Consider the following 24,472-nt stretch of genomic DNA (forward strand, 5'->3'; position numbering starts at 1 on the left):
TCCGGGAAACCGGGCAGGTGGGAACCGTGAAGGCGCTACGCCCCGACGGCCGCGAGCATCGGAGCCAGGGCCGCGTCGTAGCGCTCCAGCAGGACCCGCGCCACCTCGGGTGCCGGACCCAGCACGTCGGCGAGCACGTCCGCCTCCGCCGCGCCCCGCGCGATGCGGTCGGGCAGGAAGCCGGGCGCGAGGACGTACGGCGCGACTGCGATCCGCCGGCAGCCGAGCGCCCGGAGTTCGCGGACCGCGTCCTCGGTGCGGGGGAGCGCCGCCGAGGCGAACGCGGGACGCACGGCGCGCCAGCCGGTGTGCCACCACTCCCGCGCGAGGCCGTCGATCACCGCGATCGCCTCCGGGTCGGTGGACCCGGCCGAGGCCAGCACGATCCCGGTCGAGGACTTGTCGGCGGGCGTCAACCCGGCCTCGTAGAGCCGCCGTTCGAGCGCGCGCAGCAACAGCGGCGACGGTCCCAGCACCTCCGCCTGCCTGATCCGCAGCCGCGGCGGTGCGTCCCGCAGGACCGCGGGGATGTCCGACTTCGCGTGGAACGCGCGGGTCAGCAGCAGGGGGAGGGCCACGACGTCCTGCCCGCCCTCTGCCGCGAGGGACTCCAACACCCCTTGCACGGAAGGGACGTTGAAGTCCAGGAAGCCGGTCTCCACGCGCAGCCCGGGCCGCCGCGACCGGACCCGCCGCACCAGGGCGTGGACGGTCGCGGCGTGCCGCGGATCGCGGCTGCCGTGGGCGATGACGAGAAGGACCGGCTTCGTGTGCATGGGATCAGCTCAGCTCTTCACCAGCAGACCTCGGCTGCGCAGCACCCACCGCTCCAGTGGGCTGAAGAGCAGCAGGTCGATGGCGATACCGACGAACAGGATCAGGATGATCGCCTCGAACACCATGGCCATGTCGCTGTTGGTACGGCCGTTCTCCAGCAACTGGCCCAGGCCCACGCCCAGATCGGGGAACTGGGCGATGATCTCGGCCGCCATCAGCGAGCGCCACGAGAACGCCCAGCCCTGCTTCAGGCCCGCCACATACCCGGGGAGCGCCGCCGGCAGTGTGACGTGCCAGATGCCCTTGACGCCCGTCGCGCCCATCGTGCGGCCCGCGCGCAGGAACAGCGGCGGCACCTGGTCGACGCCGGACACCAGCCCGTTGGCGATCGAGGGGACCGCGCCGAGCAGGATCACCGCGTACATCATCGAGTTGTTCAGGCCCAGCCAGATCACGGCCGGCGGCACCCAGGCCACCGACGGCAGCGACTGGAGGCCGGACAGGATCGGGCCGATCGCCGCGCGCACGAACTTCACCCGGGCCACCAGCAGTCCCAGCGGGGTGCCGATCAGCAGCGCGAAGAAGAAGCCCAGCAGACCGCGCGAGACGCTGGTCCAGATGTAGCCGAGGAGATCGCCCTGGAGCCAGGCGTTCTTGAACTCGGTGCCCACGGCGCCCGGCGAGGGCAGCTTGCTCGGGTCGTCGACGATCGGGGTCAGGATCAGCCAGACCACCAGGACCACCGCGAGCGCGACGAGCGGCGGGAAGATCTTGTTGACGAAGGTCTGCCGGAAGGTCGGACGGCCCGTGACCTGACTCTCCAGGGCGTCGAGGCCCGCCTCGACGCTCCCGCCGTCCTGGACGGTCGTGGTCTCAGTGCTGGCCATGACGGCGGATCTCCCCACGCAGTACATCGGTGATCTCAAGGGACAGTTCGGCCACGGGCGCGTCCTCGATGCGGCGCGGCTGCGGGATGCCGACCGTCCACTCGCGGGCGATCCGGCCGGGCCGCGAGGACAGCAGGATGACCCGCTGGGCGAGCCGTACCGCCTCGCGCACGTTGTGCGTGACGAACAGGACCGAGAGCCCCGTCTCGCCCCAGATACGGGTCAGTTCGTCGTGCAGGACGTCCCGCGTGATGGCGTCCAGCGCCGCGAACGGCTCGTCCATCAGCAGGATGCGGCTCTCCTGGGCGAGCGCCCGGGCCATGGCGACACGCTGGCGCATACCGCCCGACAGCTCGTGCACCCGCTTGCCGTACGCGCCCGGCAGCCGGACCAGGTCGAGCAGCTCCTCGGTCCTGCCGCGCCGCTCCTCCTTCGCGACTCCCCTGAGTTTCAGGGCGAGTTCGATGTTCTTGCCCGCGGTGAGCCAGGGGAACAGGGCGTGCTCCTGGAACATCAGCGCGGGACGGCCGTCGGCCGTGATGGAGCCGACGGTGGGCTTGTCCAGGCCCGCCACCAGGTTCAGCAGCGTCGACTTGCCGCAGCCCGAGGCTCCCAGGAGGGTGACGAACTCGCCCGGCGCGACATCGATGCTGATGTCGTCCAGGACGAGCTGCTGCCCAGCCGGAGTCGCGAAGGACTTCGAGACATGCTCAAGGCGTGCCGCGTACTCGACCGACGCGGTGGTCTCCTTGGCGAAAGTCGTGGCCATGGTCGTCACCTCCTGGGAAGTCATCGGGCTCCTCCGATCAGCTCGTGCCGAGGCCGGCGGCGTCGACCGTGCTGTCGCCGGCCGCCTTGAGGACCTTGTTGAGCAGCGTGAGGTCGTAGATGCCCTTCAGATCGGGCTTCTCCAGCAGACCGGCCTTCACCGCGTGCTCCGCCTCGGTGTTGAGGGTGGCGGCCAGCGGGTCGTTGGTGAACTGGATCGAACTCCACGCCGGGTCAAGGACGTTGGCGGGCAGCGCCTTGCCGGAGTCGGCCTCCAGCTGCTTGTTCGCCGCGGCCTTCGCCTCCGTCGGGTTGGCGTTGATCCACTTGTTGGCCGCGACCGAGCCCTTCAGGACCGCCTCGACGACCTTCGGGTGCGCCTTCAGGAACTTCTGCGACACGATGATGTTCGTGATCACGAACTTCTTGTCGGGCCACAGCGTCGACTCGTCGAGGATCGTCTTGCCGCCCTCGGCGACCAGCTTCGACGCGGTCGGCTCCGGCACCCAGGCGCCGTCGATCGAACCGGCCTTGAAGGCGTCCGGGGTGATCTTGTTGTCGGTGCGGACGACGGTCACGTCACCCTTGCCGCTCTGCGCGTCGACCTTCCAGCCCTGGTCCGCGATCCAGTTGAGGAACGCCACGTCCTGCGTGTTGCCCAGCTGAGGCGTCGCGATCTTCTTGCCCTTGACGTCCGCCAGGGACTTGATCTTCTTCGGGTTCACGACGAGCTTCACGCCACCCGACGCCGAACCACCGATGATCTTCAGGCTCTTGCCGCCGGACTTGGTGTAGCCGTTGATCGAAGGGGAGGGACCGATCCAACCGATGTCGATGGAGCCCGAGTTGAGCGCCTCGATCTCGGACGGGCCCGCGTTGAAGGTCGCGTAGTCGGCCTTGGTGGCGCCCAGTTCCTTCTGGAACAGGCCCTGTTCACGGCCGACCAGCGCGGTCCCGTGGGTCAGGTTGCCGAAGTAGCCGATCTTCACGGAGGCGAGACCGTCGATCTTGGCGGATCCGGCGGCGACCTTCTCCTTGGAGTTGGTGCTCTTGGAGTCCGACCCGTAACCGCAGGCGGCGAGGGTGAGCAGAGGGAGCGCGGCGATCACGGCTATGCCGCGGCGCAGATAGGTCGAGCGGTTGGCAGGCACGGGAGGTGTTCCTCTCGTTGGCCCGGCGGTCACGGTCTCAGGTCGTGGCCGGGAGGTCGGCAGGTCTTCGTTTTCGTCGCGTCCGGGACGTCGGGTGGGGGGACTGGGCGCGCAAGCGGTGCGCGTACGTCAGCACGCACATCGCGCCACCCCGCCCTGCCCGCTGCCGAGGGCGCCGCTGCCGACGCGGCCGCCCTCCTTCGCGAACGTGGAGTAGAAGTCCGTGGAGTTCATGGTCAGAAGTCCCAACCGTCTTCGTCCGACGCGTCCTTGACCGGCTCCGGCGCCGCGAACGACTCGCCGACCATGCCGGCGGTGAGCGTGGTCCCGTCCGCCGGGTCGATCAGGATGAACGAGCCCGTACGGCGCGAGTCGGCGTACGAGTCGACCGGCAGCGGCTCCGCGGTGCGGATCTTCACCCGGCCGATGTCGTTGGCGACGAGCTGTCCCGGATGCGGGTGCAGGGACAGGTCGTCGAGCGTGAGCCGGGACGGGATGTCCTTCACGATCGCCTTCACCGTGCGGGTGCCGTGCTTGAGGAGCACCCGGTGGCCCACGGTCAGCGGCGCGTCGGCGACATGGCAGACCGTCGCCTCGATGTCCTGCGTGGTCGCCGGGGCGTCCTTGCTGGGCACGATGAGGTCGCCGCGGGAGACGTCGATGTCGTCCTCCAGCAGGATCGTCACCGACTGCGTGGTCCAGGCGGTCCGCACCGGCTTGCCGAGCAGGTCGATCCCGGAGATCTTGGTGGCACGCCCGGACGGCAGGACCGTCACCGGGTCGCCGACGCGGAACGTACCGGCCGCGATCTGACCCGCGTACCCCCGGTAGTCCGGAAGGTCGCTGCTCTGCGGCCGGATCACGTACTGCACGGGCAGCCGCGCGTGGCAGTGCGCCAGGTCGTGGCTGACCGGCACCGACTCCAGGTGCTCCAGGAAGGTCGGCCCGCCGTACCAGTCCATGTGCGCGGACGGGTCCACCACGTTGTCGCCGGCCAGTGCCGAGATCGGGATCGCGGTGATCTCCGGGACGCCCAACTCGCTGGCGTACGCGGTGAATTCCTCGGCGATCGCGGCGAACACGGTCTCCTTGTACTCGACCAGGTCCATCTTGTTGACCGCGAGCACCACGTGCGGGACGCGCAGCAGCGCGGCGATCGCGGCGTGGCGCCGGGTCTGTTCGACGACGCCGTTGCGCGCGTCGACGAGGATCACCGTCAGCTCGGCCGTGGAGGCACCCGTCACCATGTTGCGGGTGTACTGCACGTGGCCGGGCGTGTCGGCGAGGATGAACCGGCGCCGGGGCGTGGCGAAGTAGCGGTACGCCACGTCGATCGTGATGCCCTGCTCCCGCTCGGCCCGCAGGCCGTCGGTGAGCAGCGCGAGGTCGGGACCGTCCTGGCCGCGGTCGGCCGACACCCGCTGCACGGCTTCGAGTTGGTCGGTCAGCACCGACTTGGAGTCGTGCAACAGCCGTCCCACGAGCGTGGACTTGCCGTCGTCGACGGAGCCCGCCGTGGCGAACCGCAGCAGCGTGGTGGCCGAGAGTTCCTCGGTCGTGATGGTGCTCATGGTTAGAAGTACCCCTCGCGCTTGCGGTCTTCCATCGCGGCCTCGGACAGCTTGTCGTCGGCCCGCGTCGCGCCCCGCTCGGTCAGCCGGGAGGCGGCGATCTCGGTGATGACCTGCTCCAGCGTCACCGCGTCGGAGTCCACGGCACCCGTGCAGGACATGTCACCCACGGTCCGGTACCGGATGAGCCGCTTCTCCACGGTCTCGTCCGACTTCGGCCCGCCCCACTCACCGGCGGTCAGCCACATGCCGTCCCGCGCGAACACCTCACGCTCGTGCGCGAAGTAGATCTCGGGCAGCTCGATGCCCTCACGGGCGATGTACTGCCAGACGTCCAGCTCGGTCCAGTTGGAGAGGGGGAAGACCCGGACGTGCTCGCCGGGCGCGTGCCGTCCGTTGTAGAGGTTCCACAGCTCGGGGCGCTGCCGGCGCGGGTCCCACTGCGAGAACTCGTCGCGAAGGCTGAACACCCGCTCCTTCGCCCGCGCCTTCTCCTCGTCCCTACGACCCCCACCGAAGACCGCGTCGAACTTCTCGCTCTGGATCTTCTCGGTGAGCGGGAGCGTCTGGAGCGGGTTGCGTGTCCCGTCGGGGCGTTCGCGCAGCACACCGCGGTCGATGTAGTCCTGTACGGAGGCCACATGGAGCCGCAGCCCATGTGCGGCCACCACACGGTCGCGGTACTCAAGCACCTCGGGGAAGTTGTGTCCGGTATCCACATGCAGCAGCGTGAACGGCACCGGCGCGGGCGCGAACGCCTTCAGTGCCAGGTGCAGCATCACGATCGAGTCCTTGCCTCCGGAGAACAGGATCACCGGCCGCTCGAACTCACCCGCCACCTCACGGAAGATGTGCACCGCCTCGGACTCAAGGGCGTCCAGGTGCGAGAGGGCGTACGGCGTGTCCGTACCGTCCTCGGCCTTGGCAACGGTCGTCGTCATGCCAGTCCCCTCTCGGTGAGCAGCGCGTGGAGTGCCGCCGCCGACTCCTGCACGGTCTGGTGCTGCGACTCGATCCGCAGGTCGGGCGACTCGGGCTCCTCGTACGGGTCGTCGACCCCGGTGAGCCCGGTCAGTTCACCGGCGGCCTGCTTGGCGTAGAGACCCTTCACATCGCGGACGGAGCACACGTCGACCGGGGTCGCCACATGCACCTCGATGTAGGCGGCGCCGCTCTCCTGGTGCCGCTTGCGGACGGCCTCGCGGCTGTCGGTGTACGGCGCGATGACCGGGACGAGCGCCTTGACGCCGTTGCGGGCGAGCAGTTCGGCGAGGAAGCCGATGCGCTGCACGTTGGTGTGCCGGTCCTCGCGGCTGAAGCCGAGGCCCGCCGAGATGAACTCGCGGATCTCGTCGCCGTCGAGCACCTCGACGAGGTGGCCCTCCTCGCGGAGCCGGCCGGCCAGCTCGTACGCGATGGTGGTCTTGCCGGCACTCGGCAGTCCGGTGAGCCAGACGGTGGCTCCGGTCGTCACGTGGTTCTCCTGATTCGTAGAAAGCACAGCCGTGGTCATTCGTGCAGCCCGCACTCGGTCTTCCCGCGCCCCGCCCAGCGGCCGGCGCGGGCGTCCTCGCCCTCCAGGACCCGGCGGGTGCAGGGCGCGCAGCCGACGGACGCGTAGCCGTCCATCAGCAACGGGTTGGTCAGCACGCCGTGTTCGGCGACGTACGCGTCCACGTCGTCCTGGGTCCAGCGGGCGATGGGCGAGATCTTGACCTTCTGGCGCTTCTCGTCCCAGCCGACGACCGGCGTGTTGGCCCGTGTCGGGGACTCGTCGCGGCGCAGCCCGGTCGCCCAGGCCGCGTACTTGGTGAGGCCCTGCTCCAGCGGCTGCACCTTGCGCAGCTTGCAGCACAGGTCCGGGTCACGGTCGTGCAGTCGGGGGCCGTACTCGGCGTCCTGCTCGGCGACGGTCTGGCGCGGGGTGAGCGTGATGACGTTGACGTCCATCACGGCCTCGACCGCGTCGCGGGTGCCGATGGTCTCGGGGAAGTGGTAGCCGGTGTCGAGGAACACCACGTCGACGCCGGGCATCGCGCGGGAGGCGAGGTGGGCGACCACCGCGTCCTCCATCGAGGAGGTCACACAGAACTGCTTGCCGAAGGTCCGCACCGCCCACTGGAGGATCTCCAGCGCGGAGGCGTCCTCCAGGTCGCGGCCCGCCTGCTCGGCCAGGGCTTTCAAGTCGTCGGTGGGGCGCGCTTTCTGAGTCGTCGTCATATCTGTTCTCCCCCTGCGTCGGTCTGCCGGAGCCCCCGGGCGAGGAGCCCGAGGAACTTCAGCTGAAAGGCCCGATTGCATGCCGCGCATTCCCACGCGCCGTGGCCCTGCTCGTTGGGACGCAGGTCCTCGTCGCCGCAGTAGGGGCAGTAGAAGGGGGCGGCGCGCTCGCTCACGACAGGGACTCCTCGCTGGCGCGCGTGGCCCACGCGGCGAAGCGCTCGCCGTCCTCGCGCTCCTGCTGGAACCGGGTGAGGACCCGCTCGACGTAGTCGGGCAGTTCCTCCGAAGTGACCTTCAGGCCACGGACCTTGCGGCCGAAGCCGGCCTCCAGGCCGAGGGCGCCGCCGAGGTGCACCTGGAAGCCCTCGACCTGCTCGCCCTGGTCGTTGAGGACCAACTGGCCCTTGAGACCGATGTCCGCGACCTGGATCCGGGCGCAGGCGTTCGGGCAGCCGTTGATGTTGATGGTGATCGGCTCGTCGAACTCCGGGATGCGGCGCTCCAGTTCGTCGATGAGCGTGATGCCGCGCTGCTTGGTCTCGACGATCGCGAGCTTGCAGTACTCGATGCCGGTGCAGGCCATCGTGCCGCGCCGGAAGGGGGAGGGCTTGGCGGTGAGGCCGAGGGCTTCGAGACCCTCGACCAGCGAGTCGATCTGCCCTTCCTCGACATCGAGCACGATCATCTTCTGCTCGACCGTCGTGCGCAGCCGGCCCGAACCGTGCGCCTGGGCCAGCTCGGCGATCTTCGTGAGCGTGGTGCCGTCGACGCGGCCGACACGCGGGGCGAAACCGACGTAGAACAGGCCGTCCTGCTGGCGGTGGACGCCGACGTGGTCGCGCCAGCGGGCCACCGGCTGGGCGGGGGCGGGGCCGTCGACGAGCTTGCGCTTGAGGTACTCGTCCTCCAGGACCTGGCGGAACTTCTCCTGGCCCCAGTCGGCGACGAGGAACTTCAGGCGGGCGCGGGTGCGCAGCCGCCGGTAGCCGTAGTCGCGGAAGATGCCGATCACGCCGGCCCAGACGTCCGGGACCTCGTCCAGCGGGACCCAGGCGCCGAGCCGGACGCCGATCTTCGGGTTGGTGGACAGACCGCCGCCGACCCACAGGTCGAAGCCGGGGCCGTGCTCGGGGTGGTTGACGCCGACGAACGCGATGTCGTTGATCTCGTGGGCGACGTCCAGGAGCGGGGAGCCGGAGATCGCCGTCTTGAACTTGCGCGGCAGGTTGGAGAATTCCCTGGTACCGATGTAACGGCTGTGGATCTCGTCGATCGCCGGGGTGCCGTCGATGATCTCGTCCTCGGCGATGCCCGCGACGGGCGAGCCGAGGATCACGCGGGGCGTGTCGCCGCAGGCCTCGGTGGTGGAGAGACCGACCGCCTCCAGGCGGTTCCAGATCTCGGGCACGTCCTCGATGCGGATCCAGTGGTACTGCACGTTCTGCCGGTCGGTGAGGTCGGCCGTGCCGCGCGCGAACTCCTGCGAGATCTCGCCGATCACCCGCAGCTGGTCCGTGGTCAGCCGGCCGCCGTCGATGCGGACCCGCAGCATGAAGTACTTGTCGTCCAGCTCCTCCGGCTCCAGGATCGCGGTCTTGCCGCCGTCGATCCCGGGCTTGCGCTGGGTGTACAGCCCCCACCAGCGCATACGGCCGCGCAGGTCGTTCGGGTCGATCGAGTCGAAGCCGCGCTTGGAGTAGATCGTCTCAATGCGTGTCCGCACATTGAGACCGTCGTCGTCCTTCTTGAACTGCTCGTTGCCGTTGAGCGGGGTGAAGTGTCCGGCTGCCCACTGACCCTCGCCGCGGTGACGGCTCACCTTGCGGCGGGGCGCTGCGGCTGCAGGGTTCTCGGGGGTGGCGGCCATGTTTCTACGTCCTCCGGGACAGGCGGGTGATCGGCTCTGACCTGCGTGTACGGGCGCATGCGGGCATACGCGCGCGTCTTTGCGCAGTATGAGGCAGATACGGGGAAATCCGGCGGTGCTGCGGCTCGGCTAGCCCGCCGGACAGATGGCGCTGGACATGCGGCCGAGGTCGACGTGCCGCCGACTCACCAAGGCAATTCCAGTTCCGGACATGACGGAAGCGTGTCACGGCATTCTGGACACAGTCCAGCTTCGTCCGCCATGCGGACACCCTGGTCCCGCTATGTGAGACGAGGGTGTCGTCGGTCACAAGCCGCGCACGCTGTCTTGTCGGCGCAGGTCAGACGCGGTAGGCCCCCGGCCAGGGACCCGGCGTGGTCACCAGTGTCACTTCCTCGACCTGCGTGTCGAAGAGCTTGAAGCCCCGGCGCTGGTAGTTGTCCATCGCGTGCGCCCCGTCCAGGCTGCAGGTATGCACCCACACACGGCTGGTCGGCGCCCGCCCCGGCCAGCGGTCCGCGAGGTCCCAGGCGCGGGCGGTGCCGTAGGAGAGGAGGTGGCCGCCGAGGCGGCGGCCGCGGAAGGCGGGGACCAGTCCGAAGTAGGCGATCTCGACGACGCCGTCGTCATGCGAGTCCAGTTCCAGGTACCCGGCGGGCGTGCCCCGGTCGTACACGACCCAGGTCTCCGTGCCCGGCCGGTCCAGGTACTCCTGCCACTGCGCGAACGTCCAGCCGAGCCGGTCGATCCAGAGGATGTCCCCGCCCACGGACGCGTACAGAAAGCGGCTGAACTCGGGGGAGGGTACTTCGGCGCGGACGATCCGCACGTCTCCGTCCGGCGCGATGGCCGGGAGGAGGTCGCGCGGGTCGGTCTGCTCCAGGTACCAGGTGGTCACGGGGGTGTTCGTCATGCCCGCCAGGGAACCATCCGGCCCGGGGATCTGTCGATCAGATGATCAACCGAGCGAGCTGTCGATCGAGTTCAGTGGCAGTGCGAACAGCATCCGTCCGGACACCGACCAGACCTCGCCGGTCTCCTGCCAGTAGGAGAGGGAGTCGGTCTGCGCGCTCCAGCACTGGTGCGTCTCGTCGGCCCCGCACTCGGTGGCCTTGGCGCCCCGGGTGTCCTGACGCCACATCGAGCCCCGGCCGCCGTCCGTCCCGGCCGCGCCGCCCACATACCAGTCGGACCGGTTCGCGAGCACGCCCCCGGCGCCGTCGACCTTCGTCGCGTACGCCTCCTCGGGCACCGCGCGGCCCGCCGAGTCGGTGGCGAGCAGCCCCGGACGCGCGGGGTCCAGGCTGAAGGGATAGCGCCACAGGCGCTTCGCCCCGCTCGCGACCAGACTGTCCGGCACCGTGCTCCGGTCCAGGGACAGACCCACGGGCCGTACGGCCGCTGTGCCGCCGGTCAGCCGGTACGACCCGATCGCGGGCAGCACATACCGGTACCCGGCCGCCGACCAGCCGTCACGCACCCGGCCGACCGCACCGGCCGTCACCGTGGTGCGCTGGATGCGGTTCATGTCGTACACGTACAGCGCGTCGCGGGTCCCGCTCGTGGTCGTGACCAGGAGCTTGTCCTGGTACCAGACCATGCCGGAGATCTTGGAGACGAGCCCTCGGTAGTCACGACCGCCGTCCGTCGGTACGGCGAGGAGGGCCCAGGTGTAGGTGAGACGGGCGGTGTCGGCGGCGTTCACGAAGGCGACCTTGGCCAGGCCGCGGGTGTTCGCGGTCCAGCCGGAGAGGATCACCCGGTTCGAGCCCCACCAGCCGTCCTCGTCGGCGTCGCCCGAGGTGGTCACCGAGCGGGGCGTCCAGGCCGGGTCGGCCGCGTCGCCGCTGTCCCAGCAGTACGCGCGCGTGGCCGCCGGTTCGACGGGCAGCGCCGACTTCTCGCCGGTCGTGCAGTCCGCGGCGTCGCGCAGGGTGTGGTCAGCGCTCTCCAGGACGGCGCCGACACCGACCGGGCGGCCCATCGCCGAGGCGAGCCGGTCCAGGGACCGCTGTGGCTCCAGGTGCTCCCGCAGCCGCAACGCGCTCAGATCGGAGGCCGAGGTGAGGGGCTTCAGCGCCCCGGGATCGGAACCGACCGTCGCCTGCGAGGCGCTGATCATCGTCGCGGCCGCGGTGAGGCCGAGCGCGGCCCCGGTCAGCACGGCGCGCAGCGCCCTGCCCCGCTTGCGCCGGCGGTGTCGCCCACGTGCACTCATAGTGTCCTCCCGAGGCGAGCCAACTGCGCCTGGTGATCCGTGCGTTGACCAGGGAGCAGGTGGGGTGGCCCGTACAGGGATGCTACGGCAGTCATGGCCGCCCCATGGGTAAGACCCCGCAAATATGCGGAAGATGCAGCCGGACGCGCCTTTTGCGCCACCTGTCCGCCACACCGCCCTGACCCGCGCCTCCGCCTCCGGCCGCGCCCTTCCGTCTCCGTCACGGTGGTCGAACCGACGTCTCCGCTACGGCACTTGGGTCGACGTCCGCCCCCTGGTCACCCCGGGTGCCGTCGAGTGCGGCAGCAGCTCCCGCGGGTCGTCCGGCAGCAGCACCTCGACCTCCGCGTCCTCGCGGAACCGGTACGGCCGGTGCTCCAGGAACGCCCCGAGATAGCGCCGTACCCGCGACATCTCGGCACGCACCGTCACCGTGCGGCCGGGATCGCCGAACATGTCCTCGGCCAGGGCCGCGGCGCTGCGGCCGGTGCGGTGCAGGGCCAGGAAGTAGAGCAACTCGGCGTGCCGGGGGCTCAGTTCATGGGTCCAGGAGCCCGCACCGCCGTAGACCGTCACCGACCAGCGGCGCGGCAGCGCGAGGTCGAGGACGATCCGGGTGGCGCCCGGCACCGGTTCGTCGGCGGCGCGGACCAGCCAGCCCCCGGCCAGCGGCTCCAGGGAGCACAGCCCGAGCGACGGCAGCCAACGGCGGCCCCCGGAGGGCGACTTGGGCAGCGCGATCCGCTTCACGTACGGCATCCCGGTGACCGCGGCCGTCCAGCCGTCCCGGTCCACCACCAGGGCCCGGCCGCCGATCCGGGGCAGGATCGGCGCCGCCACCGCGCGCAGCCGCTCCAGCGAGGTCATGTGCAGCTCGCGCAGCCTGGCCTCGGCGAGTTTGGCCACCGAGTCGACCCAGGCGAGGGTGGCCGGGTGCATGGTCTCCAGCGGGCCGCTGACATCGACGACACCGATCAGCCGGCCGTCCCTGGGGTCGGTGATCGGGGCTCCCGCGCAGGTGAACGCGGCCAGCGCGCGCGAGAGATGCTCGGCGGCGAAGACCTGAACGGGACGGCGTATTACCGCCGGGGTGCCCAGTCCGTTGGTACCGACGACGTCCTCGCGCCAGTCCGTGCCGACCTCGATGCCGGCCTCGTCGGCCTTGCGCAGCACGGCGGCGCTGCCCTCCCGCCACAGCGCCCGGCCCTCGTCGTCGGCGACCAGCACGATGTGGTGGGCGGCGTCCGCGACCGACACCAGACCCTCCCGCAGCACCGGCAGGACGTGCCTCAACGGGCTTGCGCCGCGCCGCCGTTCGACCTCCTCGCGGGACAGCAGCCCGGTCCGCAGATCATGGTCGGGGTGGGTCCCGCCGCGTAACGCGCGCTCCCAGGACTCCTCGATCACCGGGCGCGGAGCGGCGCGGACGCGCTGGCCGAAGGGCGTGGCGTGCCGGGCGTCGCTCAGCATCCGGGCCGTCCGCGCCGCGTCGACGGTGGTGCGCCGCGGCAGTCCGGCCGCCGGGTTCGCCATGGGTCCTTCTCTCCGGTCCCGTATCAACTGCTGTTCTCGTGTCGAGCGCTGTTCCCGTATCGACTGTTGGTCTCATAGTGCCGCTCCGCGGTGACGGAGGGAGACAGTCCGGACACAGAAGCCGCCAAGTTGCAACCCTCTGCAACCCTGGTGAACAGCCGTGCGGTGTCTGAAACTTGTCCCACGCTGCGAGGGTGGTGCCGTGTCGGCGCAGCACCACCCTCGCGTTGTGCCGGTGTCGGCTCAGGCCGCCGGCCGGGCGCGTTCCGCGATCGACGTGAGGTCCAGGCTCGGCGGCAGGGTGCCGAACGCGGAGCCCCAGTCGCCGCCCAGCCGGGACGCGCAGAACGCGTCGGCGACCTCCGGCGGCGCGTGCCGCACGAGCAGCGCACCCTGAAGCACCAGCGCCATCCGCTCGACCACGCGCCGGGCGCGGCCCTCGATGCCCTCCAGGTCGGCGAACTCGGCGAGCAGGTTCTTCATCGCCCCGTCCAGCCGGTGATCGGCGCCGCGCACCCGGCCGACCTCGACCAGGAAGGCGTTCAGTGCCTGCGGTTCGCGCCGCAACGCGCGCAGGACGTCGAGGGCCTGGATGTTCCCGGCGCCCTCCCAGACCGAGTTGAGCGGCGACTCCCGTACCAGGCGCGGCAGTCCGGACTCCTCGACGTATCCGTTGCCGCCCAGGCACTCGGCCGCCTCGACCGCGACCGGCGAACAGCGCTTGGTCACCCAGTACTTGGCGGCCGGCACCGCCAACCGCAGGAACGCCAGCTCCTGTTCGCCACCGTCGTCGTAGGCCGCCGCGAGTCTGAGTCCGAGCGTGGTGGCCGCCTCCGACTCCAGGGCGAGATCGGCCAGCACGTTGCGCATGAGCGGCTTGTCCAAGAGCTTGCCGCCGAACGCCTCGCGGTGGGCGCTGTGATGGACGGCCTGCGCGACGGCCTGCCGCATCAGACCGGCCGAGCCGAGCACACAGTCGAGCCGGGTCGCCGCGACCATCCCGATGATCGTGCGTACGCCGGCACCCTCGTCGCCGACCCGGCGCGCCCAGGTGCCGTCGAACTCGACCTCGGCGGAGGCGTTCGACCGGTTGCCCAGCTTGTCCTTGAGCCGCTGGAGGAGGAACACGTTGCGGGTGCCGTCGTCCAGTACACGGGGGACCAGGAAGCAGGTCAGCCCGCCGGGTGCCTGCGCCAGCACGAGGAAACCGTCGGACATGGGCGCCGAGCAGAACCACTTGTGGCCGGTCAGCTCGTACGTTCCGTCCTCGGCGAGCGGGCGCGCCTGTGTCGTGTTGGCGCGGACGTCGCTGCCGCCCTGCTTCTCCGTCATGCCCATCCCGAAGACCGCCCCGGCCTTGAGGTGGGCGGGCCGCAGCTCACGGTCATAGACCGTGGACGTCAGCCGAGGCTCCCACTCGGCGGCGAGCGCGGGGTCGGCGCGCAGGGCGGGCACCGCCGCGTGGGTCATCGACAGGGGGCAGCAGTTGCCCGCCTCGACCTGGGTCCAGACGACGAAACCCGCGGCCCGCCGCACATGTCCGGCGGGGCGGTCCCAGGCGGCGGTCAGCCCGGCCGACACGCCCTTGCCGAGCAGCCGGTGCCAGGCCGGATGGAACTCGACCTCGTCGATCCGGTGGCCGTAACGGTCGTGGGTGCGCAGGCCCGGGGGGTTGTCGTTGGCCTGCACACCCCACTCCTGGAGCTGGGGCGAACCGGTGGCGCGGCCCAGCGCGGAGAGTTCGTCCCCGACCTCGTCCAGCAGTCCGGGCGGGGTGTGCCGCTCGACCGCCTCCGTCAGGACGCGGTCGGCGGTGAAGACGTCGTAGCCGACCAGTGGGGGAGTCTGGTTCGTCACGGTGTGGGTGGTGCGTGCCATGGCTGGAACCTACCCGTGGGGACGGCGGTGGTCGGGATCTCCACCTGCGGGTGCTCTGGATCTCCACCCTGACACAACCGCCGTCGCCTACGTCAGGCCGAGCGGGACATCTCCGCCAGCATGGCGGTCCCGGGCGCCTCCTCCTCCAGCCAGCCGGTGCGGTAGACGGTGTCCAGATAGCGTTCGCCGAGGTCAGGGGCGATCGCCACCGCCGTCGTGCCGTGCCGTCCGTCGCGCGCGAGCCACTGCTCGGCCCCGCTGACGACCGTGCCGGTGGACCCGCCGAACAGGAAGCCCCGCGCGGCCAGCCGGCGGCAGGTCGCCACGGTGTCCGGCTCCCCTACATGGATCACGTCGTCGATGTACGACGTGTCGAGGAAGGGCGGCGCCACGCTGGTGCCCAGACCCGGGATCATCCGCGGCCCGGCCTCCCCGCCGAACGTGACCGACCCGGCCGCGTCCACGGCGACGATCCGCACCCGGCGCCGCCACTGCCAGAACCAGCGTGCGCAGCCCATCAGCGTCCCGGTGGTGCCGGCGCCGACGAACAGCACGTCCAGCTGCGGGAACCGGCGGGCGATGGCGGGTGCCGTGGTGCGGTAGTGCGCCCGCCAATTCCCCTGGTTCGTGTACTGGTTGAGCCACACGTACCGCTCGTCGGAGGCGCACAGCGCCCGCACGTACGCGATCCTGGCGCCCAGAAAGCCGCCGTGCACGTCGGGCTGGTCGATGACGTGGACCCGGCTGCCGAGCGCCTCCATCAGCTGCACCGTGGGCACGTTGCAGCGTCTGTCGGTGATGCAGAGAAACCCGTAACCGCGGCTCGCCGCGATCACGCTCAGAGCCACCCCCAGGTTGCCGGACGACGACTCGACCAGCACCGAGCCGGGCCGCAGGATGCCGGCCCGCTCGGCGGCGTTCACCATCTCGGTGGCGGCCTTCAGCTTGACCGAGCCGGCGAAGTTGAACCCCTCGCACTTCAGATAGAGCGGTAGTTCCAGTGCTGCCCGCAGGTCGACGTAGAGGTCGTCCTCGTTGAACTCCGCGGGATCGGAAATAACAGCCATGTTCTCCCCCTAGTGGTGCGCCACGACCGCCGTCAGCCGTACCGGCGCAGCTCGTGGAAGAACCCGTCGACGACGTGGAGTTCGCCCTGTCGGACCACTTCGTCATGGACGAACCTGCCGACCGCGAGGTCGAGCACCCCCAGCCCGAACGGCGAGAACACCACCGTCCGGTCGGTCGGTACGCTCACGCGGCCTGTCAGCACGTCGTCCAGCGTGCCGTCGATGAACTCCCGCCCCCCGGTGGCCTGTTCGGCCAGATGCGGCGAGGTGTCGGCCTTCAGGCAGTGCTCGACATCGTCCACGAAGTTCGCGGACGCGAGCAGGATCGCCGGGTCGAGATCCCGCAATGACACGTGCAGGACCAGCGGATGATGGTCGAACCAGGCCGGATCGTGCACATGCGGCGAGCCGGCGATCGTCGCGAACACCAGCAAGTCGCTGGAGCGGACCAGGCCTTCCGCCTTGTCGTGCACGGTGATGCGCCCCGGCGCACCCGACCGCTCCAGGTATCCCCGGAACCCCTCCGCGCTCTCCGCGGACAGGTCGTGGACGCCCGTCTCCTCGAACTCCCAGCCGGTGGCCCGGAGATGGGTGTGGATGTAGCGGGCGATCAGACCCGTCCCCACGAACCCGACCCGCGGCGGACGCGTCCGGCCCTGGCTGAGCTTGTCGGCCGCGAGCGCCGCCGAACTCGCCGTACGGGTCGCGCTGATCACCGAACTCTCCAGGCAGGCATACGGATAGCCGGTGTCCGGGTCGTTGAGGATCAGCACCGCCGACGCCCTGGGCAGCCCCGACCCGGTGTTCCCCGGGAAACTGGAGATCCACTTCAGGCCGTCCACGGGCAACGGCCCCCCGAGCGACGCGGGCAGCGCGATGATCCGGGACGACGGGCGGTCCGGGAAGCGCAGGAAGTACGACGGCGGGTTCACCGAGTCGCCCGCGCCGTGCAGCCGGTAGGTGGCCTCCACGAGGGCGCCGATCTCCGACTCCCGGCCGGCCAGGGCATGTTGGACCTGTTCGCCGCTGATGACCGCGAAGGAAGGTGTGTCGGTGCTCATGCGGCCCTCCCGTCGGCCGTCGGGGCGAGGTCCGTCAGGCGCACCGGATCGCCGAGCCCGGCGAGCACCTCGCGCGGCCCCTCGAACGGCTCCCGGCCGTGCGCGGTACGGATGTTGTCCACCAGCAGCAGATCCCCGGACCGCCACGGCTCGCGCCGCACGTGCCGGTCGTAGGCCTCGTTGACGGTCGTCACGATGCCCGCGTCGATCGGATCGCCGTTCCCGAAGCGGGTGTTGAAGGGCAGCGCGTCGGCGCCGTAGACGTCGACGAGGTACTCGCGGACCTCGGGTTCCATCGTCCACTCGTTCAGGAACGCGATCTGGTTGAACCAGCAGCGGCGGCCGGTGACCGGGTGGCGGAGGACGGCGGCGCGGTGCTGGCGGGTGCGCAGCGAACCGTCGTGCTGCCAGGCGAACTCGATGCCCTGGGTGCGGCAGTAGCGTTCCACCACGGCACGGTCGTCGGTGCCGAAGGCCTCGGCGACCGACGCCCCGATCTCCTCGTGGTACGTCCGCGCCAGCATCCAGCCCTCCCGCTCGAACCGCTCCACCAGCGGCGCGGGCAGTGACCGCAGGACGGCCTCGGCGTCGGCGACCGGGGTCGCGCCGCCCTCCGTCGGTGCCTCCAGGCAGGCGAAGAGCAGCAGTCCGGGGAACTCCAGGGCGTAGCTCAACTCGTGGTGCTGGCACATCGGTTGGTCGGTCGGCCACTTCGTGGCGGAGTACACGCCCTCCGCATAGGTACGGCGGGGCGCGAACGGCTCCCGGTCCGCCATCAGGGAGTCGGTGAGCCGCCGGAAGACGGTCTCGGCCCCGGCCGGGTCGGCGAGCCCGAGCCCGCGGACCAGGACGCAGCCGTGCTCGGCGACGACGGACCGCAGCGCCGCACGGTGCCCGGCGGCCCAGCCGACCGGGTCTCCGCCGACATCGGCGTGCAGCAACGGTGGACTGTTCGGGCTGAGAGCAACGGAGTTGAGCGGAGTCGCGGAAGAGAGCGACATCTCGGTGTTCCTTTCGGTGGTGCTGTTGAGCATTCGACCGGGGGTGCGGCTGGGCTCAGGAGGAGGCCGGCGGGTCCAGCAGTCCGGCCAGGTCCGCGAGGACCGGGTGTCGGGTGACGTCCTTGAGGCTGATCGCCCGGTCGAGGGCGACCGCCAGCTTCACCGCGGCCAGCGAGGTGCCGCCGCGGTCGAAGAAGTGGTCCTGACGGCCGATCCGGTCGGCCGGGATGCCCAGCACCACGGCCCAGGCCGCGGCCAGCCGACGTTCGGCGGCCGTGTCGGGCCCGTCTCCCACGGCGTCCAGGTCACCGGCGAGCGCGGTGAGCGTCCTGCGGTCGGTCTTGCCGTTGGCGGTCAGCGGCAGGCTCGCCCGCCAGTGCACGACCGACGGCACCATGTACGCGGGCAGCGACTCGGCGAGCCGGGTCCGCACCGCGTCGGCCCCGACGGGCCGCGGGCCGGTGCAGAACGCCACCAGCTGTGTCCCGCGGACGACGACCACCGCGCCGTCCCGGACCCCGTCCACCCGCAGCAGCGCGTTCTCGATCTCGCCGATCTCGACGCGGAAGCCGCGGATCTTCACCTGGCTGTCCCGGCGCCCCAGGAACTCCAGCTTGCCGTCCGGCCGCCAGCGCCCGTGGTCGCCGCTGCGGTACAGCCGCTCACCGGGCCGGTACGGGTCCTCGGTGAACGCGGCCTTCGTGCGCTCGGGATCGTTGACGTACCCCCGGCCCACGCACACACCGGAGAACACGATCTCGCCGGGCGCCCCCAGCGGCACGGGCACCAGATCCTCGTCGACGACGTACACCCGCACATTGGAGACGGGCCGCCCCAGCGGGACGCGGTCGCCGTCCGGCGCCCGGTCCATGACCTCGTGGTTGGTGTCGTCCGAAGTCTCCGTCAGGCCATAGGCGTTGACGAGCCGTACCCCGGGCCGAGCGGTGAACCAGCGCTCCACGAGCTCCTTCTTCACGGCCTCCCCGGTGACCGACACACAGCGCAGGTCCGGGAGTTCACGCGGCCGCCGCTCCAACTCCGCCAGGACGGCCTCCAGATACGACGGCACGACCTGGAGCACGTTGACGCGCCCCGCCTCGATCGTGTCGACGAACCGCGCCACGTCCAGGATCACGTCCTGCTCCACCAGCAGCGTCCGCCCGCCCACGAGCGGCGCGCAGACCAGCTGCCACAGCGAGATGTCGAAGCACTGCGGCGCGGTCTGCGCCACCACCTGCCCGGCCCCGATCCCCAGGTCGTCTAGCTTCGCGAACACGTGGTTCAGGAAACCCGCGTGCTCGCACATGGCGCCCTTGGGCTCACCCGTGGAGCCCGACGTGAAGTAGATGTAGGCGAGTTGACCCGGCGACACCGCGATCCCGAGGTCGCCGTCCGAGTGCCCCTCGCCGTACGCCTCGTCGACGTAGAGCGTGCGGTCGGTCGGGTCGCCCAGCGCGCCGTCGCTGCCGCGCTCGGTCAGCACCAGCTCGCACCCGGCGCGGTCGAGCACCCTCGCCACCCGGTCGGCCGGGAAGTGCGGTTCGACGGGCAGATACACCCCGCCCGCCTTGAACACGGCGAGCACGGCGGCCATCCAGTCCAGGTTCCGCTCCAGCACCACGGCGACGACACCCTCGCGGGTCAGTCCCCGGGAGAGCAGCGCCCGACTCAGCTGGTTCGCCCGGGAGTTGAGCTCCCGGTACGTCCACTGCCGGTCGCCCTGCACGGCGGCCACGGCATCCGGCCGCACCGACACCCGCTCCTCGAACAGCTCGTGCACCCGCCGCTCGGGCAGCTCGCGGTGCGGGCCCGCCAACTCGTCTAGCTGGAAGCGGAGTTCGGCGTCCGACAGCAGCACCGGCCGGTCCGGCTCGGTGAGCGCCGTGACGTGATAGCCCGCGACACGGGCGGCGGCCTCGGCGTCGAGGACATCGGTGCGGTACCGCAGCCGCAGCGTGCGGCCGGTGACACTCACCCGCACCGCCGGGTCCTCCTCGGCGGGTTCGCCGGACAGCGCCCCGAGGACCTTGGTATGGGCGACTTGCAGTGCGGCGGGCTCGACCAACAGCCCGTCGGGCAGGGACACTTCGTACTCCGCCACACCGGGCACCGGAGTGAGCGTCCACCGCGGAATGATCTCCATCGTTCTCTTCCCCCCTGTTTCCTTCCCCCTGCGGCACGAGCCGTCAGGGAGTCCTGTGCTGTCCGGCGCGCCGTGGCGCCACCGCCGGATTCCCGCCCCACCGGGACCGCGCCGGCATCTCCTCGCCCTTCATCAGGAAGGAGTCGGCGGCGAGTTCGGCCCCGTCACCCATCGAGACGCCGTAGTGGACGAGCGCACCCACCCCGAGGGTGCAGCCGGCGCCGATGGTGATCATTTCGGACTTGAAGGTGCCGTCCTCCTGCGAGTGCGACTGCACCTTGGTGTGCGCCGCCAGCGTGCAGTCGTCGCCGATCGCGGTCAGCGTGCGCTCGGTGATGTAGGCGCCGTCGTCGAAGACCCGGCGTCCCATGCGCACGCCCAGCAGCCGCCAGACGAGGTTCTTGAACGGCGTCCCGTTGAACACCTGGATGTAGGTGTCCGGTACCTTCCACAGCCGCTCGTGCCACCAGAAGTACGGGTCGTAGATCGAGCACAACTTCGGCTCCAGCGGCCGGAATCCACCGACCAGGCGCTCCACCAGCACGTAGTACCCGGCGGTGAAACCGAGCCCGAGCATCAGGGACGCGCCGATCAGCAGCCCCCCGCCGATGCCCTCGCCCCCGTACAGGTCGACGGCCGCGAAGCCGAGGACGGTGAGCAGGAACCAGTGCAGCCAGCGCACGAACAGATACAGGCCCATCGAGCGCAGGTTGGAGCGGTTCTTCGCGGCCAGCCGGCGTTTCAGCTCGTCGCCCTCGCGCAGATGGTCGAAGCGGCTGTCGCGCTCCACCGAACGCGGGATCTCGAAGCACGGCGAGCCCAACAGGCCCACGCCCTCACGGAGTTCGCCGTCGATCGGCACCATCACCTTGGTGGCGAGCAGACAGTTGTCGCCGGTGCGGCCGCCCGAAGGGTAGGCGATGTTGTTGCCCAGGAAGTTGCGCGGTCCGATCACGGTGCGCGAGAGCCTGAACGACGTACTGGAGAAGTCCGCGTTGACGATCGACAGACCGTCCGCGACCATCGTGCCGCTGCCCACGGTGGCCAGATACGGCGTCTCGTGCTGCACCTCCGTACCGAAGTTGGAGCCGGTCTGCTCCACCTCGCCGAGGTCGTAACCGATGGCCTTGAGATAGCCGACGATGTACGAGCTGTCGCCGCACAGCCACTTGAAGAACTTCAGGTTGGTCGTCCGCGCCACCGCGCGCTGCACCGAGTAGTGGAAGCCGTACAGCGGATACACCTTGTCGGGGCGCAGCAGCGGACGCAGCAGCCTGGGTAACAGCGACACGGCGGCGAAGCCGAGCACGACGAACCCGACGAACGCCACGAGCGACAGGGCCAGCGCCTCGCCGTAGAACCGGGCGGAGTCGAGGTCCTGGGTGTCCGGGTCCAGCAGGTGGTCGAGGGCCGGGACCACGGTCAGCAGCATGTAGGTGCCGCCGATCGCGAACGGGACGTAGACCAGCAGCATCTGGAGGACCGCGCCCAGGCCGTAGCCGAAGCGGCGCAGGGTCGAGCAGTCCGCGTGCGGGATACGGACGTAGTCGACGTCCGTGGGCTGGGCCGGGGAGCCGTGCATGCGCTGCCCCGCCGGGACCTGGGCGTCGTCGTACAGGGCGGAGGAGTGGCCGAGTTGGGACCCGTCGCCCATGACCGTGCCGATGTCGAGGACGGTCTTCTCCCCGACGTACACCTCGCTGCCCAGGGTGACCCGGCCGGTGCGGATGCGGCCGGCTCGCGCCTGGTAGCAGAGGAAGAAGGTGTCCTTGCGGATGACCGTTCCGTCTCCGATGGTCAGCAGGTCGGTGCAGACCGGTACGGAGTGGGACAGGATCGTGACGCCCTTGCCGATCCGGGCGCCGAGGGCGCGCAGATACAGGACGTAGACCGGGTTGCCGGCGAACAGGATCATCGGGTTGGCGTGCAGCAGCGCCTTGACCGTCCAGAACCGGACGTAGGCGAGGCCCCAGACCGGGAACCCGGTCTCCTTCCAGCGGCCCACGAGAATCCACTTGGCCACCACCGGCACCGTGCACACACCGATGAACACCGCGCCGCCGAATATCGCGGACCGCAGATATACCTGGACCACTCCGGTACCGGAGGAGACCCATTCGTAACCCTGTCCCGTGACCGTCCCGGCGAGCACGCAATACATCGCGAAAACCAGGAACTGCAGTAGCCCGCACAGCAGATAGCGGGCCGTGCTCCCGGCCGGCGGAGCCTCCGCCTCGACCGGTGCGACGGACTCGGGTGTGTCGGCGAGTGCCGCCGCCAGACTGCGGATCGTCGGATATCCGTAGACGTCCCGCATCGACACCGACGGCAGATCCTCGCGTTTCCTGACCCGGGCACAGAAATGTGCCATCACCAACGAGTTGGCGCCCAGGTCGTCGAAGAAGTGACTGTCGAGGGGTATGACTTCCTTGCGTACGACACCGGCCAGGACCTCCGCGAGGACGGTCTCGGTGACGGTGCCGGGTTTTCCCACCACGTGGCTCCTTGGTGCTGATCGTCGCCTTTGAATTGGCAAAGACGAATACGGTGGAGTCGCGCCCGTTGTTCACGGCAGGGGCAAATTGAATAACACGCGAAACGGGTGGGGTAAATGGGAATTCGTGAGATTTGAGTTCCCTGTTGCGTGCTGAGTTTCCACATGGACTGGGCCCTGGTCCTGGGCCAATTGATTCCCCCGAGTCGTGTGCGCTGACGTCGTCCCAACGCGCGCAACGAATGCAGTCCGGATTATTTCTGGACATTCCGGAACGGGTCAAGGATGTTTCGGTCAATGGCGCTTTTTCGTCTTCGCCGGGCGGAGGGCGGGTCAACATGAATTGACGCCCGAAGTCCTCACCGGGACACTCTCCGAAACGGCCGGCAAAGTATCGAATACGGCTTCGATTGTCCGGGTGATTATTTTCGGCCACCGCGAGCATGACACGACCGCCCCCGCGGGCGTCCCGCCCGGCCGACGACCCCGGGGGACGAGTGCATCCCGGCTCGGCGGATACCTTTAAGGCGTGCAGTCAGCAAGTGAACCCACCGAGCGGCCCACCAGCCGGTTCCACCGGGCGCGTGCCCTCTACCGGAACGTCTCCAAGCGCAGGACCGCCTGGCTGCTGGTCAAGGACACCGTCAACTCCTGCATGGAGTACCGCATCCTGGGCCTCGCGGCCGAGGCCGCGTTCTTCACGCTGCTGTCCGTGCCGCCGCTCCTGCTGAGCCTCATCGGCCTGCTCGGCTACGTCGACAGCTGGACCGGCGCCGACAGCATCGCCGGCCTGGAGAACAACATCCTGGAGGCGTCCCGCACGGTCCTCTCCGACAAGGGCGTGCACGAGATCGCCCAGCCGATCCTGCACGACGTGATGAAGGGCGGCCGGCCCGACGTCATCTCCATCGGCTTCCTGTTCGCCCTGTGGTCGGGCTCCCGCGCGGTCAACGTCTTCATCGACACCATCACCGTCATGTACGGCCTCGACGGCGTGCGCGGCATCGTCAAGACCCGGATCGTGTCCTTCGCCCTGTTCGTCGCGGCCCTGCTGATCGGCTCGATCGCGCTGCCGCTGATGGTGGCCGGACCGGACGCCGTGGTGAACGTCGTGCCGTGGTCCGAGACGGTCGTCCAGGTCCTGTACTGGCCGGTTGTCATCGTCCTGTCCGTCGTCTTCCTGACGACCCTGTACCACGTGTCGGTCCCCGTCCGCTCCCCGTGGATCGAGGACGTCCCCGGCGCCCTGGTCGCCCTCGCCATGTGGGTCCTCGGCAGCTACCTGCTGCGTATCTACCTCACCAGCACGGTCGAGGGCCCCACCATCTACGGCTCCCTCGCCGCACCCGTCGCCGTCCTCCTCTGGATCGGCGTCTCCGCGTTCGCCGTCCTCGTCGGAGCCGCCGTCAACGCGGCCATCGACCGCGTCTGGCCGGCCGCCGCGACCGCCGCGGCCCGCGCCGCCAACGAACGCCGCCAGGACGAGCAGGTCGCCGAGTACGTCGCCCACATGACCGCGATCCGCGCCCGCGACGGCGAGGACGACGACGACCCCGACGACTCCTACATGCCCTCCGAGTTCCCGGAACGCTGGTCCCGCTTCCTCCCTCCGGAGGACGTGAGTTCCAGGCTGCGCACGCATGCGAAGAGCACCCACACCCACAAGGGCCCTGGGGACAACTCCCCATCACCGGACAAGTGAGGCGCCCCTGAAAGGGGCGCGGGGCTGTGTCGATCTGGGGCTCCGCCGCGCGGGCGCGACAAGCCACGACGGACCCGCAGCCAACACACCGGCTCCCCCCCGTAGGGACTACGCCCCGACCGTCCAGACCC

Annotated in this window: 21 protein-coding genes; 1 reads left to right on the forward strand and 20 read right to left on the reverse strand. The window is 70.1% G+C overall.

Annotation, left to right across the window (positions count from 1 at the left end):
* Window positions 1–35 precede the first annotated feature (35 nt).
* The 20 genes from AC31A1_RS07340 to AC31A1_RS07435 form a co-directional block, all read right to left on the reverse strand.
* On the reverse strand, window positions 36–776 hold the full coding sequence (locus tag AC31A1_RS07340) for a sirohydrochlorin chelatase (RefSeq protein WP_489652439.1): 741 nt from the start codon (window positions 774–776) through the stop codon (window positions 36–38).
* Between the two features lie 9 nt (window positions 777–785).
* Window positions 786–1,664 (reverse strand): ABC transporter permease, encoded by an 879-nt coding sequence (locus tag AC31A1_RS07345; protein ID WP_489652440.1) that lies wholly within the window; start codon window positions 1,662–1,664, stop codon window positions 786–788.
* A complete protein-coding gene (locus tag AC31A1_RS07350; RefSeq protein WP_489652441.1) occupies window positions 1,651–2,457 on the reverse strand; it encodes an ABC transporter ATP-binding protein in 807 nt (268 codons plus the stop codon). The genes AC31A1_RS07345 and AC31A1_RS07350 overlap by 14 nt, the downstream gene beginning before the upstream one ends.
* Window positions 2,458–2,470: 13 nt before the next feature.
* Complete coding sequence (locus AC31A1_RS07355) at window positions 2,471–3,583, reverse strand: aliphatic sulfonate ABC transporter substrate-binding protein (RefSeq protein WP_489652442.1); 1,113 nt, start codon at window positions 3,581–3,583, stop codon at window positions 2,471–2,473.
* A gap of 236 nt (window positions 3,584–3,819) precedes the next feature.
* The gene (locus tag AC31A1_RS07360) at window positions 3,820–5,154 is read right to left on the reverse strand and encodes a sulfate adenylyltransferase subunit 1 (RefSeq protein ID WP_489652443.1); all 1,335 of its coding nucleotides are present in this window, start codon (window positions 5,152–5,154) and stop codon (window positions 3,820–3,822) included.
* 2 nt (window positions 5,155–5,156) lie between these two features.
* Complete coding sequence (gene cysD / locus AC31A1_RS07365) at window positions 5,157–6,095, reverse strand: sulfate adenylyltransferase subunit CysD (RefSeq protein WP_489652444.1); 939 nt, start codon at window positions 6,093–6,095, stop codon at window positions 5,157–5,159.
* Complete coding sequence (cysC, locus tag AC31A1_RS07370) at window positions 6,092–6,667, reverse strand: adenylyl-sulfate kinase (RefSeq protein ID WP_489652445.1); 576 nt, start codon at window positions 6,665–6,667, stop codon at window positions 6,092–6,094. The genes cysD and cysC overlap by 4 nt, the downstream gene beginning before the upstream one ends.
* On the reverse strand, window positions 6,664–7,374 hold the full coding sequence (locus AC31A1_RS07375) for a phosphoadenylyl-sulfate reductase (protein ID WP_489652446.1): 711 nt from the start codon (window positions 7,372–7,374) through the stop codon (window positions 6,664–6,666). The genes cysC and AC31A1_RS07375 overlap by 4 nt, the downstream gene beginning before the upstream one ends.
* Window positions 7,371–7,550 carry a hypothetical protein gene (locus AC31A1_RS07380; protein WP_489652447.1) on the reverse strand — a complete coding sequence of 60 codons (180 nt, stop codon included), beginning with the start codon at window positions 7,548–7,550 and terminating at the stop codon, window positions 7,371–7,373. Before AC31A1_RS07380 ends, AC31A1_RS07375 begins: the two co-directional genes overlap by 4 nt.
* Window positions 7,547–9,244 (reverse strand): nitrite/sulfite reductase, encoded by a 1,698-nt coding sequence (locus AC31A1_RS07385; RefSeq protein ID WP_489652448.1) that lies wholly within the window; start codon window positions 9,242–9,244, stop codon window positions 7,547–7,549. The genes AC31A1_RS07380 and AC31A1_RS07385 overlap by 4 nt, the downstream gene beginning before the upstream one ends.
* A 129-nt stretch (window positions 9,245–9,373) precedes the next feature.
* Complete coding sequence (locus AC31A1_RS07390; protein WP_309500612.1) at window positions 9,374–9,457, reverse strand: putative leader peptide; 84 nt, start codon at window positions 9,455–9,457, stop codon at window positions 9,374–9,376.
* Between the two features lie 127 nt (window positions 9,458–9,584).
* A complete protein-coding gene (locus AC31A1_RS07395; protein WP_489652449.1) occupies window positions 9,585–10,157 on the reverse strand; it encodes a GNAT family N-acetyltransferase in 573 nt (190 codons plus the stop codon).
* Window positions 10,158–10,202: 45 nt separating this feature from the next.
* Window positions 10,203–11,462: a hypothetical protein gene (locus tag AC31A1_RS07400; protein ID WP_489652450.1), complete on the reverse strand. Its 1,260-nt coding sequence runs from the start codon at window positions 11,460–11,462 to the stop codon at window positions 10,203–10,205.
* A 246-nt stretch (window positions 11,463–11,708) separates the two neighbouring features.
* Complete coding sequence (locus tag AC31A1_RS07405; RefSeq protein WP_489652451.1) at window positions 11,709–12,995, reverse strand: helix-turn-helix domain-containing protein; 1,287 nt, start codon at window positions 12,993–12,995, stop codon at window positions 11,709–11,711.
* A gap of 243 nt (window positions 12,996–13,238) precedes the next feature.
* Entirely contained in the window at window positions 13,239–14,873 is a 1,635-nt protein-coding gene (locus tag AC31A1_RS07410; RefSeq protein ID WP_489652452.1) for an acyl-CoA dehydrogenase family protein, read from the reverse strand.
* A gap of 92 nt (window positions 14,874–14,965) precedes the next feature.
* Window positions 14,966–15,940 carry a 2,3-diaminopropionate biosynthesis protein SbnA gene (gene sbnA, locus AC31A1_RS07415; RefSeq protein WP_489652453.1) on the reverse strand — a complete coding sequence of 325 codons (975 nt, stop codon included), beginning with the start codon at window positions 15,938–15,940 and terminating at the stop codon, window positions 14,966–14,968.
* 32 nt (window positions 15,941–15,972) lie between these two features.
* The gene (gene sbnB, locus AC31A1_RS07420) at window positions 15,973–17,001 is read right to left on the reverse strand and encodes a 2,3-diaminopropionate biosynthesis protein SbnB (protein ID WP_489652454.1); all 1,029 of its coding nucleotides are present in this window, start codon (window positions 16,999–17,001) and stop codon (window positions 15,973–15,975) included.
* On the reverse strand, window positions 16,998–18,002 hold the full coding sequence (locus AC31A1_RS07425) for a TauD/TfdA family dioxygenase (RefSeq protein ID WP_489652455.1): 1,005 nt from the start codon (window positions 18,000–18,002) through the stop codon (window positions 16,998–17,000). Before AC31A1_RS07425 ends, sbnB begins: the two co-directional genes overlap by 4 nt.
* A 55-nt stretch (window positions 18,003–18,057) precedes the next feature.
* Complete coding sequence (locus AC31A1_RS07430; RefSeq protein ID WP_489652456.1) at window positions 18,058–20,145, reverse strand: non-ribosomal peptide synthetase; 2,088 nt, start codon at window positions 20,143–20,145, stop codon at window positions 18,058–18,060.
* A 43-nt stretch (window positions 20,146–20,188) separates the two neighbouring features.
* Entirely contained in the window at window positions 20,189–22,639 is a 2,451-nt protein-coding gene (locus AC31A1_RS07435; RefSeq protein ID WP_489652460.1) for a Pls/PosA family non-ribosomal peptide synthetase, read from the reverse strand.
* A gap of 529 nt (window positions 22,640–23,168) precedes the next feature.
* Between AC31A1_RS07435 and AC31A1_RS07440 the strand changes: the two genes are divergently transcribed.
* Complete coding sequence (locus AC31A1_RS07440) at window positions 23,169–24,341, forward strand: YihY/virulence factor BrkB family protein (protein WP_489652457.1); 1,173 nt, start codon at window positions 23,169–23,171, stop codon at window positions 24,339–24,341.
* Window positions 24,342–24,472 lie beyond the last annotated feature (131 nt).

The sequence above is a fragment of the Streptomyces sp. P5F9 genome, from assembly GCF_057961495.1.

Excerpts from the sequence above, each read along its gene's own strand:
- AC31A1_RS07340 (WP_489652439.1), bottom strand. The coding sequence starts at position 776 with ATGCACACGAAGCCGGTCCTTCTCGTCATCGCCCACGGCAGCCGCGAT.
- AC31A1_RS07345 (WP_489652440.1), bottom strand. The coding sequence starts at position 1,664 with ATGGCCAGCACTGAGACCACGACCGTCCAGGACGGCGGGAGCGTCGAG.
- AC31A1_RS07350 (WP_489652441.1), bottom strand. The coding sequence starts at position 2,457 with ATGACTTCCCAGGAGGTGACGACCATGGCCACGACTTTCGCCAAGGAG.
- AC31A1_RS07360 (WP_489652443.1), bottom strand. The coding sequence starts at position 5,154 with ATGAGCACCATCACGACCGAGGAACTCTCGGCCACCACGCTGCTGCGG.
- cysD (WP_489652444.1), bottom strand. The coding sequence starts at position 6,095 with ATGACGACGACCGTTGCCAAGGCCGAGGACGGTACGGACACGCCGTAC.
- cysC (WP_489652445.1), bottom strand. The coding sequence starts at position 6,667 with ATGACCACGGCTGTGCTTTCTACGAATCAGGAGAACCACGTGACGACC.
- AC31A1_RS07375 (WP_489652446.1), bottom strand. The coding sequence starts at position 7,374 with ATGACGACGACTCAGAAAGCGCGCCCCACCGACGACTTGAAAGCCCTG.
- AC31A1_RS07385 (WP_489652448.1), bottom strand. The coding sequence starts at position 9,244 with ATGGCCGCCACCCCCGAGAACCCTGCAGCCGCAGCGCCCCGCCGCAAG.
- AC31A1_RS07390 (WP_309500612.1), bottom strand. The coding sequence starts at position 9,457 with ATGTCCGGAACTGGAATTGCCTTGGTGAGTCGGCGGCACGTCGACCTC.
- AC31A1_RS07395 (WP_489652449.1), bottom strand. The coding sequence starts at position 10,157 with ATGACGAACACCCCCGTGACCACCTGGTACCTGGAGCAGACCGACCCG.
- AC31A1_RS07400 (WP_489652450.1), bottom strand. The coding sequence starts at position 11,462 with ATGAGTGCACGTGGGCGACACCGCCGGCGCAAGCGGGGCAGGGCGCTG.
- AC31A1_RS07405 (WP_489652451.1), bottom strand. The coding sequence starts at position 12,995 with ATGGCGAACCCGGCGGCCGGACTGCCGCGGCGCACCACCGTCGACGCG.
- AC31A1_RS07410 (WP_489652452.1), bottom strand. The coding sequence starts at position 14,873 with ATGGCACGCACCACCCACACCGTGACGAACCAGACTCCCCCACTGGTC.
- sbnA (WP_489652453.1), bottom strand. The coding sequence starts at position 15,940 with ATGGCTGTTATTTCCGATCCCGCGGAGTTCAACGAGGACGACCTCTAC.
- sbnB (WP_489652454.1), bottom strand. The coding sequence starts at position 17,001 with ATGAGCACCGACACACCTTCCTTCGCGGTCATCAGCGGCGAACAGGTC.
- AC31A1_RS07425 (WP_489652455.1), bottom strand. The coding sequence starts at position 18,002 with ATGTCGCTCTCTTCCGCGACTCCGCTCAACTCCGTTGCTCTCAGCCCG.
- AC31A1_RS07430 (WP_489652456.1), bottom strand. The coding sequence starts at position 20,145 with ATGGAGATCATTCCGCGGTGGACGCTCACTCCGGTGCCCGGTGTGGCG.